The organism is Catenisphaera adipataccumulans, assembly GCF_014202755.1.
Lineage (GTDB): Bacteria > Bacillota_I > Bacilli_A > Erysipelotrichales > Erysipelotrichaceae > Catenisphaera > Catenisphaera adipataccumulans.
In genome coordinates this window covers 1-17,678 of record NZ_JACHHK010000007.1, presented here as the reverse complement: position 1 = coordinate 17,678, position 17,678 = coordinate 1, and the positions used below count along the sequence as shown (strand labels likewise).

At 46.6% G+C, this 17,678-nt stretch carries 13 protein-coding genes and 1 other annotated feature; of the genes, 3 read left to right on the top strand and 10 right to left on the bottom strand.

Annotated elements, in window-relative coordinates; genetic code table 11:
• Positions 1–23: 23 nt before the first annotated feature.
• Positions 24–3,533 (bottom strand): pyruvate:ferredoxin (flavodoxin) oxidoreductase, encoded by a 3,510-nt coding sequence (gene nifJ / locus HNQ47_RS08430; protein ID WP_183328962.1) that lies wholly within the window; start codon positions 3,531–3,533, stop codon positions 24–26.
• A 187-nt stretch (positions 3,534–3,720) separates the two neighbouring features.
• Between nifJ and HNQ47_RS08425 the strand changes: the two genes are divergently transcribed.
• A complete protein-coding gene (locus HNQ47_RS08425) occupies positions 3,721–4,185 on the top strand; it encodes a divergent PAP2 family protein (protein WP_183328961.1) in 465 nt (154 codons plus the stop codon).
• 12 nt (positions 4,186–4,197) lie between these two features.
• Positions 4,198–4,455, top strand: coding sequence for a NifU family protein (locus HNQ47_RS08420; protein ID WP_183328960.1), 258 nt, complete (start codon positions 4,198–4,200; stop codon positions 4,453–4,455).
• A gap of 40 nt (positions 4,456–4,495) precedes the next feature.
• On the opposite strand, the gene HNQ47_RS08415 is transcribed toward HNQ47_RS08420, so the two are convergent.
• Complete coding sequence (locus HNQ47_RS08415) at positions 4,496–5,245, bottom strand: esterase family protein (RefSeq protein WP_221248085.1); 750 nt, start codon at positions 5,243–5,245, stop codon at positions 4,496–4,498.
• A 122-nt stretch (positions 5,246–5,367) separates the two neighbouring features.
• Here HNQ47_RS08415 and typA point away from each other — a divergent pair, with 122 nt between their 5' ends.
• Complete coding sequence (gene typA, locus HNQ47_RS08410) at positions 5,368–7,203, top strand: translational GTPase TypA (RefSeq protein WP_183328958.1); 1,836 nt, start codon at positions 5,368–5,370, stop codon at positions 7,201–7,203.
• A 24-nt stretch (positions 7,204–7,227) separates the two neighbouring features.
• On the opposite strand, the gene HNQ47_RS08405 is transcribed toward typA, so the two are convergent.
• The 8 genes from HNQ47_RS08405 to HNQ47_RS08370 form a co-directional block, all read right to left on the bottom strand.
• Entirely contained in the window at positions 7,228–7,746 is a 519-nt protein-coding gene (locus tag HNQ47_RS08405) for an AAA family ATPase (RefSeq protein WP_183328957.1), read from the bottom strand.
• On the bottom strand, positions 7,730–8,170 hold the full coding sequence (locus tag HNQ47_RS08400) for a MarR family winged helix-turn-helix transcriptional regulator (protein WP_183328956.1): 441 nt from the start codon (positions 8,168–8,170) through the stop codon (positions 7,730–7,732). The genes HNQ47_RS08405 and HNQ47_RS08400 overlap by 17 nt, the downstream gene beginning before the upstream one ends.
• 418 nt (positions 8,171–8,588) lie before the next feature.
• Positions 8,589–9,956, bottom strand: a complete 1,368-nt coding sequence (locus HNQ47_RS08395; protein ID WP_183328955.1) for an APC family permease — start codon at positions 9,954–9,956, stop codon at positions 8,589–8,591.
• A gap of 4 nt (positions 9,957–9,960) precedes the next feature.
• Entirely contained in the window at positions 9,961–10,875 is a 915-nt protein-coding gene (locus HNQ47_RS08390) for an acetamidase/formamidase family protein (protein WP_183328954.1), read from the bottom strand.
• Between the two features lie 216 nt (positions 10,876–11,091).
• Positions 11,092–13,710, bottom strand: coding sequence for a valine--tRNA ligase (locus HNQ47_RS08385; protein WP_281378196.1), 2,619 nt, complete (start codon positions 13,708–13,710; stop codon positions 11,092–11,094).
• A gap of 39 nt (positions 13,711–13,749) precedes the next feature.
• Positions 13,750–13,955, bottom strand: a binding site (T-box leader).
• A 37-nt stretch (positions 13,956–13,992) separates the two neighbouring features.
• Positions 13,993–14,799, bottom strand: coding sequence for a PfkB family carbohydrate kinase (locus tag HNQ47_RS08380; RefSeq protein ID WP_183328952.1), 807 nt, complete (start codon positions 14,797–14,799; stop codon positions 13,993–13,995).
• A gap of 98 nt (positions 14,800–14,897) precedes the next feature.
• Positions 14,898–16,598, bottom strand: a complete 1,701-nt coding sequence (gene ptsP / locus HNQ47_RS08375) for a phosphoenolpyruvate--protein phosphotransferase (RefSeq protein ID WP_183328951.1) — start codon at positions 16,596–16,598, stop codon at positions 14,898–14,900.
• Between the two features lie 224 nt (positions 16,599–16,822).
• Positions 16,823–17,431 (bottom strand): ECF transporter S component, encoded by a 609-nt coding sequence (locus HNQ47_RS08370; RefSeq protein WP_183328950.1) that lies wholly within the window; start codon positions 17,429–17,431, stop codon positions 16,823–16,825.
• Between the last annotated feature and the right edge of the window lie 247 nt (positions 17,432–17,678).

Here is a 17,678-nt window from a genome sequence, read left to right as displayed (position 1 = left end):
TTCCCAAAAAGGAACGAAGAGAATTATTCGTCTTCTTTTGCCAGGCTCTGCAGTCTGTGATGACGGCGCATCGCATCCTGTTTTGCCTCTTCATACAGAGCTTCTGCTCCTTCGGCTCCTTTTAACTTAACCAACTGAGCGAAACGTGCTTCACGTTTCATGAAGGCTTCCATCTTGCTGTAGTCAGGTTCTGCAGAATCGATCGTCAGGTGCTGTTCCTTGCGCGGATCGTAACGATACAGATCTACATAACCGCAGGCAACGGCTTCCTTCTGTACGATCTGATGGATTCCCAGACCGCCCTTGATGTGGTGCTCAGCACATGGTGCATAAGCGATGATCAACGAAGGTCCGTCATAGCTTTCTGCTTCCTGGAATGCCTTCAGAGTCTGCATCTTGTTGGCACCCATGCAGACGCTGGCAACATATACATGACCATATGTCATGGCAATCTGACCCAGGTCTTTCTTCGCAGTCGATTTACCGCCGGCCGCAAACTTCGCGATCGAAGCACGCTGGCTGGACTTACTCGACTGTCCGCCGGTGTTGGAGTAAACTTCGGTATCCAGTACCAGGACATTGACGTTGACATCGTTTGCCAATACGTGATCCAGTCCGCCGTAACCGATATCGTATGCCCATCCGTCACCGCCGATGATCCATACGGAACGCTCTACCAGGTCGGCTTTTGCCAAAGCCTGTACATCCGCGTTGGATTCTTTTGCGGCTAATTCACGGATCGTCGGAGCGATCTCACGCTCTGCATCACGATTGCCCTTAGCAGCCAGATATTTTTCAAATGCGGCTTTCAGTTCCGGAGCAACCGTATCCATGTTATCTTCGATGGTCTTATAGATTTCAGCCATCTTGTAGTTCTGAGCCAAAGCCATACCATAACCGAATTCAGCGTTATCCTCGAACAAGGAGTTATCCCAGGCAACACCTTCGCCGTCTTTATCCGTTACGAACGGTGTACTTGGCGTTGCACCGCAGTAAATGGAAGAGCATCCGGTTGCGTTGGCGATCATCATATCTTTACCGAACAGCTGAGATGCCAGACGATAGTACGGAGCTTCGCCGCAGCCCGGGCAGGAACCCGAAACTTCAAAGTACGGCATCAGCATCTGGCTTCCCTTGATCGTTGTTTTCGGGAACAGATCTTTCTTGTATTCTGTTTCTTTGAATAAGTAGTTTGCCAAATCATCCTGATCAAGCATCGAGTGAACATCGACCATCTTCAAAGCCTTCTCCCCCTTCTTGCCCGGACATTCGGTTGCACACAGGCCGCAGCCGACACAGTTCGACGGCGAAACCTGAACACGGAAGTTCAGCTTCTTATCTTTTACGCCCATAACTGGAACTGTTTCGAATTCCTTCGGTGCGTTGGCAACTTCTTCATCCGTCAAAGCGAATGTACGGATCGTTGCATGCGGACATACGAACGAGCAGAAACCGCATTGGATACAGTTATCCGGATTCCACTGCGGAACCATGGTCGCAATCGTACGGTGTTCCTTAAAGGAAGCATTCGGATGCATCGTACCATCCAGTACATCAAACTTCGTAAAGGCGGATACTGGCATATCGTAGCCTTCCAGTGCATTGATACGGCCAGCATATTCATCCCAGTACGGATCGCCGGTCATTTCACGCAGCTGACCAAACGGCAGATCTGCCCAAGCCGGATCGACCGGAACTTCGACAATTCCATCTTTTCCGGCATCAATCGCTTTGTAGTTTAACTCTACGATCGCATCGCCCTTGGAGCCATAAGACTTCTTCGCGAATTTCTTCATCAAATCAACCGATGTATCCAACGGCATGATCTGCTCGTTCAATGCGAAGAATGCCGACTGCAGGATCGTGTTGGTACGACGGCCCATACCGATTTCCTGAGCGATCTTCGTCGCGTTGATGATATAGAATTTTGCATGCTGCTGAGCCAGACGTGCTTTCAGACGGTTCGGCATATGATCAACGATTTCGTCTTTGCTGAATGTCGTGTTCAGTAAGAACGTGCCGCCTTCCTTCAAGCCGCGGGCAACATCATATTTGAACATATATGTATCCAACGAAACGGAAATGAAGTCCGCGTTGTTTACATAGTAGGTTGCATGGATCGGTGATTTACCGAAACGCAAGTGGCTGCGGGTAACGCCGCCGGCCTTCTTGGAATCATAAGCAAAGTAACCCTGTGCATACTGATCCGTGTTATCACCAATGATCTTGATGGTGTTCTTGTTGGCACCGACGGTACCATCGGATCCCAGACCCCAGAACAGGCAGGAAGTTGCATCGCTTTCGATCTCGTAGTTCGGATCGACCGGCAGCGATGTATGTGTAACATCATCATTGATACCGATCGTGAATCCGCTCTTGATCTCGTCTTCTTTCAGATAATCAAATACGGCCTTGATCTGGTTCGGCTGTGTATCGTGAGAACCTAAACCATAGCGTCCGCCGACGATTTCGATACCGCTTCCGTTCAAAGCAGCCAATACATCTAAGTACAGCGGCTCGCCGATGGATCCGGTTTCTTTTGTGCGGTCCAGAACTGCGATGCGTTTTACGCTCTTCGGCAGCACAGCCTTCAAGTATTTAACGGAGAACGGACGATACAAATGAACTTTGATCATACCGATCTTCTCGCCTTTTGCGGTCAGATCTTTGATGACTTCACCGGCACATTCGCTGGCAGAACCCATCACAACGATCACACGCTCTGCATCCGGATCACCAACATAAGTGAACGGTGCATACTCACGGCCTGTGATCTCGCTGATTTTCTTCATGTAGTCAGCGACAACATCCGGTACAGCTGCATAATGCAGGTTTCTTGCTTCCACGCCCTGGAAGAAGATGTCATCGTTTTCGTTGGTACCGCGAGTAACCGGGTTCGTATGCGGTCCCATAGCACGCTTACGGAAAGATTCCAAAGCGTCATAGTCGATCATATCCTTGTACAGATCTGTATCAAAGACTTCGACTTTGTGCACTTCGTGGCTCGTACGGAAACCATCGAAGAAATGCAGGAACGGTACCTGACATTTGATTGCTGCTAAGTGAGCAACACCGGCCAGATCCATTGCTTCCTGAACCGAGTGGCTCGACAGCATGCAGATGCCGGTCTGACGCACAGCATAAACGTCTTCGTGGTCACCGAAGATGTTCAGCGAACGGCTTGCCAAAGAACGTGCAGCAACATGAACAACTGCCGGCAGGTTTTCTCCGACCCACTTGTAAATGTTCGGGATCATCAACAGCAAACCTTGGCTGGCAGTGAATGTCGTTGCTAATGTTCCGCCTTGGGAAGCACCGTGAACGGCACCGGCAGCACCGGCCTCAGATTCCATTTCGGCGATCTTTACGACGTTGCCGAAAACGTTCTTACGGCCCTGGCTGGCCCAAGCATCCATTGATTCCGCCATCGGAGACGACGGCGTGATCGGGTAAATACAGCTCATTTCCGTCAGCGCATAGGCGTTATGGGCGGCGGCAGTATTACCATCCATGGACATAAATTTTTTTGCCATTTTTTAAATTCCTCCTTAAATATGGTCATTCATACCGTAATAATTATACGAGGAATATCGAACTTTTTAAAGGCCTTTCATGTGATTTTTTTCACTTTGTGCCTTTTCGGCGGTTTTCAAGAAATTCAAATCACTCAACAAATGTGAATAGTATGTTATAATACTATGGAATTGAGGTGGAGATTTCATGTTTTCAGCGTCCCTTTATCCGTTAGTCACGGCGCTGCTGTGCAATATCGTTGCACAATGTGCTAAAACCATTCATTATTATTATAAGTCCGGACATTGGGATCTGCATTGGGTGATTGCCAGCGGCGGTTTTCCGAGTTCGCACTCATCCACTGTGACCGGTCTGGCCATGGCCATCGGTATACAGGAAGGATTCAATTCAGCCTTATTTGCGGTCACGGCCGTCTTCGCATTCATCGTTATGTATGATGCCTGTCACGTCCGTTACTATTCCGGCAAAAACATCGAATTGACCAAACAGCTCGTCAAAGGCCTGCAGGAAGTTTCCGGCATTCAATTCGATCAGCCGATCTATAAAGAACAGCTGAAAACCATACTCGGACATAAATTTGGTGAAGTAGCCGGCGGTTTTGTGCTCGGCTTGATCATTCCCTTGATCTTAACACCCTTATTTTTGGGATAAAGGAGGATTTATATGGCAGAAGAAAAAAAAGAATTCCAGCTTCCAGACAAAGATGATGTAGAAGCATGCATTGAAAAAATACGTCCGTATATACAACAGGACGGCGGTGATATCGCCTTGTTGGGAATCGACGAAAATGCGGTCGTATATGTCGCCTTCCGCGGTGCCTGTGCCGGCTGTATGATGGCAGCGGCCGACTTCTCCGGCGGGATCAAAGCATTGATCCTGGATGAAGTACCGGGCGTCAAAGACGTCATGTTGGTGCAGTAAAAAATAACCCGAAATCGGAAGTTCCGGTTTCGGGCTTTTTTTATCGATGCAGGATCACATCAATGAAATACGGCAGCTGGACCTGCCACCATGGCCAGTCATGATAAACATCCGGTCCCCAGAAATCCGTCCAGGCATGGATGCCTTTTTTATATAGAATATCCGCCAAATGCCGCAGTTCTTCCTGGGTTTGCTCTTCCCATTGTCCTTGGCCGACGCAGAAAATAAGACGCGACTGATTGTATTTTTCAATATATGGATGTTCGGCCGGCATATTGGATAAATACGCCATCGGATTGTTGAAATACGTGTAATCGTCATGATAGCCGCGATAGTACGGTTCCATCTCATAAATGCCGGATAACGCCAACAAGGTATCAAACGTATCCGGATAGCGAAGCATCAAATTGGCGGCATGCGTTGCGCCCATGCTTGCGCCCGTTACCATCAGTTTTTCCTCTTTTGGTTTACCTGCTTTTTCTAAAACGCTCGGCACCAATTCATAGATAATATAATTGATCCAGTTTTCATGCTTGCGGATCCAATCCTTGGTTGGTTCATATTGATTGGACCATGTTTCCGGATCGATGCTGTCGCAGGCGATAAACTGTATTTCGCCGTCCTCGATCACATCACGCACTGGATCAAACATGCCGTGGTCTTCCCATTCATAAAACCGATTATTCTGGGTCGGAACGACCATACATATTTTTCCGGCATGTCCGTACATCTTAAATTCCATATAACGATTCAGATTTTCTGAATACTCTCTAAAATAGCGAATTTGCATGCTCTTACCTCATTCTACTTTCCTCTTACCGTATTATAAAATATTTTTTATAATTATTGTATAAGAAACTGATTTGCCTTATAATTATAACGATTTTCTGTGCAAAGAAAGAGAGTGACAATATGTCAGAAAAAGAAAAGATCTTAAACATTGCCGTTATCGCCCATGTTGATGCCGGAAAAAGTACTCTGGTTGATGCATTCCTGCGTCAAAGCGATGTTTTCCGCGATAACGAAGAAGTCGTTGACTGTGTCATGGATTCCAACGATCTGGAACGTGAACGCGGTATTACGATTTATTCAAAAAATTGCTCCGTTATTCACAACGGTGTAAAGATCAATATCGTCGACACCCCAGGCCATGCGGACTTCTCCAGTGAAGTCGAACGCATCATCCGCACCGTCGATACGGTCATTCTGCTGGTCGATGCCAGTGAAGGCCCGATGCCACAGACCCGTTTCGTGCTGTCCAAAGCATTGGAAATCGGCTTACGCCCGATCCTTTTGATCAATAAGATCGATAAAAAAGATCAGCGCGCCGAAGAAGTCGTCGACGAAGTCTATCAGCTGTTCCTGGATCTGAATGCCACGGATGAGCAGCTGGACTTCCCGATCTTATATGGTGTGGCCCGCGACGGCATCGTTCAGTACGATCTCGACACACCAAGTGACAACATCGATCCGCTGTTTGATACCATCCTGAAACACTGTGATGTTTATCCAGATTTAGATGACGAACCAGTACAGATGCAAGTCAGCGCCCTGGCCTACGATGAGTACATCGGACGTCTGGGCATCGGCCGATTATACAAAGGTGTTCTGAAACAAGGACAGACGTATATCCGCTGCAATCAGCAGGGCCTGGAAGAAAAAGAAACCATTTCTAATTTGTTTGTCTACAAAGGTTTATCCCGGACCAATGTCAAAGAAGCGCACAGCGGTGATATCGTCGTGATCGCGGGAATGCCGGATATCAGTATTGGTGATACGATCTGTGATCCGGAGGCCATCGAACCGATGGAGCACATCCCGATCGAGGAACCGACCTTATCGATGAACTTCCATGTCAACACGTCCCCGTTTGCCGGCCAAAGCGGCAAATACGTCACCAGCCGAAATATCAAAGAACGTCTGGAACGCGAACTGGAAGTCAATGTTGGGCTGCGCGTCGAGCCGACTGACAGTGCGGACTGCTTTAAAGTCAGCGGCCGCGGTGAGCTGCATATCTCGATCCTGATCGAAAACATGCGCCGTGAAGGATATGAACTGGCGGTTTCAAAACCGGAAGTCATCCTGCATGTCGATGAAAACGGCAAAAAAGTTGAGCCGGTCGAAGAGGTCGTCTGCCTTGCTCCGGAAGAATACCAAGGTACGATCATCAATAAGCTGAATTTACGGAAAGGTGTCATGCAGGATATGTCGGAAGAAAACGGATATGTCCGGATCACGTATCTGGCACCGACCCGCGGTCTGCTGGGTTTCCGGACCGAATTCATCAATGACACCCACGGCGAAGGCACGCTGGTCCGCCGGATCTCGGGCTATGAACCATATAAAGGCGAAATTCATCAGCGGATGCAGGGTGCGATGATCTCAACTGAAACAGGTACCGCTATGACATACGCATTATGGAATCTGCAGGAGCGCGGTACGTTGTTCATTTCACCGCAGACCGAAGTCTATGAAGGAATGATCATCGGAGAAAGTTCGAAAAACATTGATTTGGACGTCAACCCGCTGAAGAACAAAAAACTGACCGCGATCCGTTCCTCCGGCCGCGATGAAGCCATGCTGCTGACACCGCCGCGCGTCTTCTCTTTGGAAGAAGCTCTGGAATGGATCAACGATGATGAACTGGTCGAAGTAACACCCGATGCGATCCGTTTGCGGAAAAAAGGTCTGACTGCTATGGACCGTCGGAATTTATACCGCCAGAAAATGGCCCAGAAAAATCAATAAAAAATGGACCCCGAATGGGTTCCATTATTGTTTCATGATGACATCGGCAATTTCTGCCGGTGTTTTTTGATGAGTATCGATATACCGGACGGATGCGTCGAGAAATCTCTTCTCGGCCTGGTCTTCAGCGATACGTTCATGAATCTGAACCTCTGTCAGACCACGGTCGTGCAGACGTTGGAACTGCTGCTGCGGATCTACTTCCAGATAGAACCCGCGGCAGGATACCTGATCTTTGATTTTCTGATATCCCTGCGGCGTTATCACTAAAACATGTGTGCCTGGTTCTATGCAGGATCCATAATAAGCTGAATCAAACGACTGCCACTCGGCGAACGCATGTGCATCGATCATCTTTTGAAAGGTTTCCTTCGATACAAAATGATAATCTGCACCGTCTTTTTCTCCTGCTCTTTGCGCCCTTGTCGTATAAGTGATCAGGCGCGGAATGTGGTAGACTTCTGCCAAGATTTTTGCGATCGTTGTTTTCCCGGATGCTGCCGGGCCCATGATCAAGATCAGGCAGTCAGATGTAGGTTTCACGGACATAATCATTCAGGATACTTAAAATACGTACCAATGCTTCACAGTCTTTTTCACCGATTTTATCCAGCAATTTATTGAGCCGCTCACGATGGATCTGTAATTCATCGTAAAAGTGATTTTTCATCGTATCGGTCATTTCAATATATACGGTCCGGCGATCCTGTTCGGAACGAATGCGGCGGATCCAGCCTTTTTTTTCATACCCTGTCAGGATCTGACTGGCAGCGGCCGGTGTGATATTTAAGTGATAAGCCAGCTCGGAAACGGTCACGCGATGATTGTCATGTTTTTGATCAATATACAAAAGGATCTGTAAATCACGGATGTGAATATTCTTGATGGGTTTTCTCGTCTCCCGGGTAAATTCCATCAAAACCAATAAAGATTCATCCACTGCTTTTAATGTGTCTTCTCTAGTCATAGTTTACTTCGCCTCTCATTTAAGTACCTTAACAATCTACACTCTATTCCAAGTGTTTCAATTTGCCAATGGTCTATAAATCCTTTTTAACTAAAGTGAATCCGTGATAAATGATAATTATTTTTGTATTTGATGAAAAGATGAAAATATAAAAGATTTCAGTGACTTACTGCCCATTTTTCAGCAGTAAAATATGTCTGAACCGTATCTCAAATGGAGTTTAATGCTCATCATCAAAATACTTTCAGTCTATTTTTCTTTGGATTTCTTTTTTGTCCATACAATCGCCGCAGCAGCAAAAAGCAAAGCAATACATATGTGTACCCACCAAAGGGATGCCCCTTTTTTCCAGTCCTGCAGTCCGCTGCAGAGCCAAAGCGCGGCCAGTACCCAAAGGACAGTGATCCAAAAGGTACGATTATGAGACATCTTTAGTTTTTTCCTTCTTTAATTTCCATTCAAAGAAATAATAAATGATCACACCGATCACCAAAGCGCCGAGTGAAATAAATGAATTTCGCATATCCGTCGCAATTGTGTAGGCAATCAAGATGATTTCAGCTGCTAAGTAAATATAGACAATTGGTGTCCAGACACGGTACGGCCGATGTACATCCGGGAATTTTTTACGGAAGACAGGAACGGCCAAAACGGTTAAAGAATTAAAAATCAAAGACGTAAAGGCAACCAAAATTGTTAGATCCTGCAGCGTATTAAAGCAGACAAAGATGATCGCCATGATCGTCTCGATCACAAATCCAAAGACTGGTACGCCTGTTTTCGGATTCAATTTTCCAAATGCTTTCGGCCAGTGTTTTTCTTGTGCCAAAGCGTAATACGTACGCGGTGGTGTCCAGAGGCAGCCGTTTAACGAACCAAACATCGCAAATACCATGCACAAGGTAACCAAAATGCTTCCTAAATTGCCCAACAGGTTTTTCGTCGCCAATGTTCCTAAATATAAATTGCCGTCGGCTAATTCTTTTGTGATCACATCAAGCGGCAAGATCCGGTAAATGACAAAGTTGAACAGTGTATAAAGTAAGGTAATACCTGTCAATGAAATGATGATCGCACGTGGTAAATTCTTTTGCGGATTCTTCATTTCTTCCGATACCAGGTTGATATTGGTCCATCCTTCATAAGCCCATAAAGAAGCCATGATGCCTAGGGCGATCATACCAATGGTATTTCCGCCGGTAGCTTCTTTTACCGCCAATGACAAATCAGGCTGGACATTGCCCATGAACAGACCCAGCACGATGATGATGATCAAAGGGATCAATTTGGCAGCCATCGAAATATTTTGAAGGATATTGCTTAATTTCACGCCAAAGCAGTTGTAAATGCTTAAGGCAACGATCAAAATGATCGATGCGATCTTGATTTGCATATCCGACATTGTATTTCCAAACAGAGCGGTGATCAACGCAATGGATATTGCCGCAGAAGAAGCCGGATCGGAAATCAGAAATAAACTATACCCGTCCAGTGAACCAATCAGAGGATGAAAGGCCTCAGACAAATAATAGATGTTGCCGCCTGCTTTAGGAAATGCGGCACCCAATTCCGCATAGCAAAGTCCGCCCAGCAAAGAAAGAAAGCCACCGATGATCCAGCAGAGCAGAGCGAGTCCTTCACTCATGCCAACATACTGAAGTACATAAGAACCTAAATAAAAAATTCCTGATCCAATGACAATGCCGCCAATGACACTGATCCCGCCAAATAAACCGATTTCCTTACGAAAGCCGTTTTCACTGACTTGATTTTCTTTTTCTTCCATATGCTTAATTCTCCTTTGTGATCAATGGCTTATGATCAGCCAGTTTTGGGGTACCGATACGCATCGAATTTCCGCCGGCGCCAGGTACCAGACAAGCTTGACACGCTTCTACATATCCACGTAAAGTCATATAGATCGCAGCGTCTGCGTCATCCCAGCCATATGCATTTGCCAGAAGACGACGCATTTCTTTATAGCCTGCACGAATGGCCTCATCCGTTGTTTTTCCATTGGTGTTGACATACCAACGTGTTTTTGTCTCGATGACCGGCCAGTTCAAGGCAAAGTTTTTGATCAAATGCAGACGAACCAAGACTTCGCCGGCAACTTCAAGTCCGGTCCCGCAGACTTCACCGTCGCCCATCGTGGCATGCAGATCGCCCAGCGCCAGCAAGCCGCCCTCGACACGGACCGGTAAATAAACCGTTGCACCTTTTGTGATCCGGCGATTATCCATATTACCGCCGCCGTTAAAAACACACATCGTCGGCATGGGTTCATCGTTGTCTGCCGGCATGCCGATCACGCCGATCATTGGTTCCAGCCGCCACGTCACATCGTGAAAAGTAACGGTGTTATTGTGGATCGGCAAAATACGGATTCGCTCTTGATCTGCAGCCAGCGGATAATGGTTGTGTCCATTTTCAACCACGCCGTGATCCTGGACCCGAATATCCAGGATCTCAACCGCCACGACATCACCCGGCTGAGCTCCATTGATATAAACGGGGCCCGTTGCCGGATTGTTCGGCGTTTCATCCGGGAACTGTTCCGACATAGCCGCATTCTCATTCGTCACCATGTTCTTGTAACAATCTTGTGTATGAAATAATACCAATTCACCGTCGTCGGCATGAACTACAGGTGAATTTTTTCTAGAAATTTCATACACGACATCTTGATCTTGTAACTCTTTCATACTGTACCTCCTTGACTATATGCATAAGCACAGAGCCCTGACCCTCTCTTTGACAGCAATCACAAAGACAGAATTTCTGGATTCGTCTGTGCTGCATGCCATTTGATCAGCATAAGTTTGCCCGATCTCCGCCATAAAAGGAAAAACCTGCGAAACCCTCAAAAACATCGCATTGCGTTTGTTTCATCAGTCCCGCAGGATTGGTGGATCCAGCAATTAAAGTTTCTGCTCTACATCACTCAGCTGTTTCTGAGTCAATGCCAGCTGTTCCTGGTACTTAGCCAGTTTATCTTTTTCCTGCTGTACTTTTTGGGCTGGTGCCTTATTGACAAAGCCCGGATTCTTCAGCATGCCGGAAGCACGTTGAATTTCTTTATTCAAACGGTCGATTTCTTTCAACAGTTTGGTCTGCTCTTCTTTGTAGTCGACCAAATCGTTCATCGCACATGTCAGTACCGCATGTTCAATGTTGCGCGAAAGCAGATCATCGGAATGCAGTTCGGCTTCATTCTGCGCATGGCACATCTTTGTCAGGATCGCCTGCGCATCATCAGATAAAGCGATGAAGTCGTTCTGATCGGTCCGCAGCGAAACGGCAATATCCTTTCCTGGTTTGATGTTATAGGTGGATTTGATCTCGCGGACTGCTTCAATGGCACTCATCACCATCTGCATTTCTTCGATTTCATCCTGTGTCACTTCAAAATCGATGTGCTCCGGCCATGTCTCGACATTCAGGCTTTCTTTGTCATGCGGCAGATCGAGGTAAATTTCCTCGGTCACGAACGGCATGAACGGTGAAAGGAATTTCAAAATATCGATCAATACCGTATACAGAACGGCTTTCGTGGAAGCAACGACCTTCGGATCTTCACTGAACAAAGTCGCTTTACTTAATTCAATGTACCAAGAGCAGAAGTCGTCCCAGACAAAGCTGTATAATTCGTTGCCGACCATGGCCAGTTCATAACGATCCATGTTTTTGGTCACATTTTCAAGGACTTCATTCCGGCGGGATAAGATCCATTTATCCGCACTGCTTAATGTTTTGGTATCCAATGTCGGACGCTCATCACCGACTTGCATCTGAACATAGCGCGCCGCATTCCAGATCTTGTTGATGAAGTTCCAGGAAGAATCGATCTTGGTCTCATCGTAGCGCAGATCCTGTCCTGGTGTGGAGTTCGTCGTCAGGAAGAAGCGCAGCGCATCGGCACCCTTCTCCTGAATGACATCCATCGGGTCAATGCCGTTGCCCAATGATTTGGACATCTTCCGTCCTTGATTATCACGAACCAGTCCATGGATCAAAACGTCTTTGAACGGACGGTCATGCATCGCAAAACGGGTCTGGAACGCCATACGGGCAACCCAGAAGAAAATAATATCGTAACCAGTCACTAAGGTATCTGTCGGGAAATATCGTTCCAGATCGGCAGTCTTTTCCGGCCAGCCCAATGTTGAGAAAGCCCACAGACCGCTGGAGAACCAAGTATCCAAAACATCTTCATCCTGCTGCCAGTTTTCCGGATCTTTTGGATCTTCCATGCCGACATAAATCTCACCGGTCTCTTTGTTTGTCCAGGCCGGAATGCGGTGGCCCCACCATAATTGACGGGAAATGCACCAATCTTCAATATTTTCCAGCCATTGTGTAAACGTTTTTTCAAATCGTTCCGGAACGAAATGGATCTTCTGATCTTCGATCTTTTGATTAGCCAGCACTTCTTCTGCCAACGGTTTCATCTTGACAAACCATTGTTTGCTCAAATAAGGCTCAACGATGACACCGGTCCGCTGTGAGTGACCGACCTGATGCATATGTTCTTCAATATGATCGACAACACCGGCTGCTTCAAAGTCTTTGACCAGGGCATCACGGCATTCAAATCGATCCATACCGGCATACTTGCCGCACATTTCGTTCATCGTACCATCCGGGTTCATGCAGATCGGCATATCCAAATGATATTTCTGTGCTAAAGCGAAATCGTTCGGATCATGTGCCGGTGTACATTTCATGACGGCTGTACCAAAGGACATATCAATATAATCATCGGCCATGATCGGCAGCGCTTCTCCGTTGGCTGGGTTGATGGCGTGCATGCCGACTATGTCTTTGTATCGGTCATCATCCGGATGGACAAAGATTGCCTGGTCGGCAAACATCGTTTCCGGACGTGTGGTCGCAATGACCAGCTCACGGCCGTTTTCGACAATTTTATATTTGAAATAGAACATGTGGCCTTTGATTTCCTTATGTTCGACTTCGATATTCGAAAGCGCCGTCTTGGCTTCCGGATCCCAGTTGATGATGCGCTCGCCCTGATAGATCAGGCCTTTGTTATAGAGGTCCACAAAGACTTTACGGACCGCTTTTGATAATCCATCATCCAATGTAAAACGTTCCCGTGTATAATCCAGCGATAAACCAAGCTTGCCCCACTGCTGGCGGATCGTTGAAGCATATTCTTCCTTCCAGTCCCAGGCCCGTTCAAGGAATTTTTCACGGCCGATATCATAGCGGGAAATGCCTTCTTCCTTTAACCGCGCATCGACTTTTGCCTGCGTCGCAATACCGGCATGATCCATGCCCGGCAGCCAGAGGACGTCATAGCCTCGCATGCGTTTGTAGCGGCATAAAATGTCCTGGATCGTTGTATCCCAGGCATGGCCGAGATGCAGCTTTCCGGTTACGTTCGGGGGCGGAATGACCACACAGTACGGTGTTTTGGACATGTCCCCTGCCGTAAAGTATCCTTTCTCGATCCACGTTTGGTAACGGTCTTTTTCTACGGCTAAATGATCATATTTAGCTGCCATTTGTTTTCCCATTCGATTCATCCTTCCTTTCAAAGAAAAAGAGCACATCCGATATAGGACGTGCTCTGACGTGGTACCACCTAACTTTGCTTAAAAAGCCTCATTCACATAACGCCGTGTCCGCGAGTTTTCTTACTGATCTTTTCAGAAAACCTGTTCCCAGACTACCTTCGCTTTTTGAATCTGTTCTTTTTCACCAGCCAAGAACTCTCTTTGAAGCATTCAGAAAAGTTACTCCTTCTTTTCACCACATTTAATAACAGTTTATAAAAAATGCCGCGAAATATCAAGCTTTTACTTTAATAAATGCATGCACGATTCAATCCGGATACCTTTGTTCAGATCCAGATTGTCGCGGTTTTCTGCAATCAATTCGTATGTAATTTCGGTTGCTGCTCTGACACCATCAATGATCTTGCCGTCTTCCAGCACATGTGCCAGGAATACAGCAGTAAAGATGTCCCCTACGCCTGGGATATTCACCGGGATCTTGGTATATGGGACAGCTGTAATTTCATTGTCATTGCCGTTGTATACAACGTTGGCCCAGCCGTTCTCATAAGGAACGCTGGTCGCTACGACCGTGCGGCAGCCTGACTGACGCAGCTGATTCAGAATGCCGGCCATATCTTCTTTGGTTGCATTTTCCGAATATGGTGTGAAGGTCATGTAACATGCTTCTGTATAATTCGGAATGACAATATCGGCAACCGATGACAGTCTTGTCATAATGGAAATTGTTTCACGGGAGATCCCGTTGTACAGTTTTCCCAATTTGGCCATGATCGGATCATAAAGGATCCGGGCCTTGCTGCTGCGGCAGAACTGAAGGATCAGGCGCAGCTGATCTTCGTTGGAAACATATCCAATGCAGACGGCGTCAAACGAGAAGTTCAGCTCTCTCCAGACACGCATTGTATTGACCATATACTCCGTCGTGTCCATTTTGGTGAATTTTCCATAATCCATCGTATTTGACATAATGGCAGTCGGCAGTGCATAGATATCATACCCATAATGAGAAAGTACCGGCATTGAGACTGATAATGCTACTTTTCCGACCCCTACATATTCACTAATGAGTAGTATTTTTTTTGCCATGATCAACTCACCTACCTATATATCATCCTATAAGGCTTTTTCGGCAAATTCAGGATGGTAAAAAGCATATCCGAAGATATGCTTTTGCTCACACGCTTTTATCCTAAATACGATTTTACTGTTGCTTCAACTTCATCCATCGTATCTTTTTCAAGACATTCAGCAGCTAATTTCTGCGCTTTTTCAAATGAAGTCGAGTTGATGATCTTACGTGCCTTCAGGATCTGCGTTGCACTCATAGAGAATTCATCCAGACCTAATCCCAGCAGGATCGGCGCCGATACCGGATCACCGGCCATCGCACCGCACATGCCGACCCAGCGGCCGTGTTTATGTGCGCCCTTGATCGTATTGGCAACCAGACGCAGGATGCTCGGGTTCATTGGCTGATATAAGTACGATACGTACTCAGACATACGGTCTGCCGCCATCGAGTACTGGATCAGATCGTTGGTACCGATGGAGAAGAAATCTGCATATTTCGCAAACTGATCGGCTAATACAGCCGCAGCCGGGATCTCAACCATCATGCCGACTTCGATATCATCTGCAACCTGAACGCCTTCTTTGATCAGGTCCGCTTTGACTTCTTCGTAAATCGATTTTGCTTCACGGAATTCCTTCACTGTTGCGATCATCGGGAACATAATGGCTAATTTACCGTAAACAGATGCACGGCACAATGCACGCAGCTGCGTACGGAAAACATCCTGTTCTTTTAAGCACAGACGGATCGCACGATAACCCAGGAACGGGTTCATTTCCTGCGGGAATTCATAATAGGACAACTTCTTGTCACCGCCGATATCCAATGTACGGACAACGACACGTTTGCCATTCATTCCTCCCAGAACTTGTTTATATGCTTCAAACTGCTCATCTTCTGTCGGGAAGTGATCGGAATCCATATACAGGAACTCCGTACGGAACAGGCCGACACCTTCGCCGCCGTTCTTCAGAACGCCTTCTACATCCTTGAAACCGCCGATGTTTCCGGCTACGTCAACTTTGTGTCCGTCCGGTGTGATCGTTTCCTGATTGACAAGAACTTTCAGTTCTTCTTTTTCTTTCAGATAAGCTTTTGCTTTTTCTTCATATTTTGCGACCGTCGCATCGTCCGGATTGACTTCTACCACACCGTCCAATGCATCCAGGGCAATGGTATCACCAGTCTTGATGGCATCCAGCAGGCCCGGGCATCCGACGACAGCCGGGATCTCCAAACTATTGGCCATGATGGCAGAATGCGAAGTTTTACCGCCGATCTCGGTTGCGAAACCTTTTACGTATTCATTCAGCTGTGCCGTATCACTTGGTGTCAGATCATGAGCAACAATGATCGAATCTTCGGAAATGCTCGTCAGATCCGGAATTTCCAAGCCTAACAGGTTGCATTTCAAACGGAATGTCACATCCTTGACATCGGCTGCTCTTTCGCGGAAATAGTCATTATCCATGCTTTCGAACATCTGCACCATCTGCGTAGCAACCTGATCCGTTGCATATTCGGCATTGACGCTGTCGTTCTGGATCATGGTCTTGATCTGTCCGGCTAATTCCGGGTCATTGGCCATCATCAAGTGAGCATCAAAAACTGCCAGTTCTTCTTCTGCCAGACGTTTCGAAGCACGCTCTTTGACACCTTCGATATCTTTGGTCGTTTTTGCCAAAGCATCTTCAAATTTTTTGATTTCTTCGTCTGCATTTGCGGACTTTTTCTCGATTACAACTTTCGGTGTTTCCAGCTTATATGCTTTCGCTACCGCAATTCCGGCACTTGCCGCAATTCCTTTTAACATTATGAATCCTCCTATGTACTCTATGCGAAAAAATCGCTTTCATCCGATAAAATTTTAACACTTTTTAGTATGCACTTCAATGTTCAACGATGAAATTGGATGGACCAGAACATGATTTCATTGCATAAAACAATTCCGGTCATAAAATCGGATCCTATAAAAAATACCGCTTTCTTTTCTGAAAACGGCATTTCCTGTTTATTTATTTTTATAAAAAATATATTTTATTTCACCCAGATCTTACGTAACGGGATGCTGACGGCCGAAGAAACCAAGCAGCATACGACGGCTTCGATCAAACCCTGGACGCCAACCAAAGTGATGATGAACATCAGTGCATTATCGACATTTAATGTTGCTGCCAAACTCTGCACATAGTCGCAGTTATAAAAGAACAGCACTAAAAAGCCCATAAAGAATACCGTATTCAAGACGGCAGTCATGAGGCCTGTCACAAAATACGCCGGTTTACTGTCTTTTGTGCCTTTCTTGGTCATCGCCTGGAAGATCAAACCGGCCAGCCAGCCTTCCAGGACACGCGCTACGACCGTGACGACAAACATGCCGCCCGGGCTGACCGCAAATAAGGCAGTCCCCATGGCACTTCGGCCGACAGCCGCACTGTAGAAGCTTGTCAAACCGAAAGCCAGTCCAATAATGGCTCCGTCTGTCGGTCCCAATACCATGGCTGCGACCGCAACCGGGATCGTCAGCAGGCTCATCGAAAGCGGTCCGACTTGCAGATAGCCAAGCGGTGTCAGCGACATCACCACAACAATGGCAATCAATAATGCCAGCGCCGTCATCCGGCGTACATTCGAATTTTGTTTCATTTTGTCTCCTTTACTCTTGTTTCAAACGAATACAATGTAAAAATAAATAAACATCGGGCCTTGGATTCCTTACAGTCCTTAGGATCTGTATGAACAGCCTTGTTCTGATTATACTCTTGCAGCGGTGCCGGCGCAAGAAAAAATCCGGGTCATTCTATACTTTAGTAAAGGGGTCATAAATTTTTCTGTCCCTTCATTTTGTCTTTACCTAAAGGGAATCTTAATGGTTTGCTGATCAGGCGGAATT

Bases quoted from the DNA above. Each gene is read 5' to 3' on its own strand.
- HNQ47_RS08425 (WP_183328961.1), top strand. From the start codon at position 3,721: ATGTTTTCAGCGTCCCTTTATCCGTTAGTCACGGCGCTGCTGTGCAAT.
- HNQ47_RS08400 (WP_183328956.1), bottom strand. From the start codon at position 8,170: ATGACTAGAGAAGACACATTAAAAGCAGTGGATGAATCTTTATTGGTT.
- HNQ47_RS08415 (WP_221248085.1), bottom strand. From the start codon at position 5,245: ATGCAAATTCGCTATTTTAGAGAGTATTCAGAAAATCTGAATCGTTAT.
- HNQ47_RS08380 (WP_183328952.1), bottom strand. From the start codon at position 14,799: ATGGCAAAAAAAATACTACTCATTAGTGAATATGTAGGGGTCGGAAAA.
- typA (WP_183328958.1), top strand. From the start codon at position 5,368: ATGTCAGAAAAAGAAAAGATCTTAAACATTGCCGTTATCGCCCATGTT.
- HNQ47_RS08385 (WP_281378196.1), bottom strand. From the start codon at position 13,710: ATGGGAAAACAAATGGCAGCTAAATATGATCATTTAGCCGTAGAAAAA.
- HNQ47_RS08370 (WP_183328950.1), bottom strand. From the start codon at position 17,431: ATGAAACAAAATTCGAATGTACGCCGGATGACGGCGCTGGCATTATTG.
- HNQ47_RS08390 (WP_183328954.1), bottom strand. From the start codon at position 10,875: ATGAAAGAGTTACAAGATCAAGATGTCGTGTATGAAATTTCTAGAAAA.
- HNQ47_RS08420 (WP_183328960.1), top strand. From the start codon at position 4,198: ATGGCAGAAGAAAAAAAAGAATTCCAGCTTCCAGACAAAGATGATGTA.
- ptsP (WP_183328951.1), bottom strand. From the start codon at position 16,598: ATGTTAAAAGGAATTGCGGCAAGTGCCGGAATTGCGGTAGCGAAAGCA.
- HNQ47_RS08395 (WP_183328955.1), bottom strand. From the start codon at position 9,956: ATGGAAGAAAAAGAAAATCAAGTCAGTGAAAACGGCTTTCGTAAGGAA.
- nifJ (WP_183328962.1), bottom strand. From the start codon at position 3,533: ATGGCAAAAAAATTTATGTCCATGGATGGTAATACTGCCGCCGCCCAT.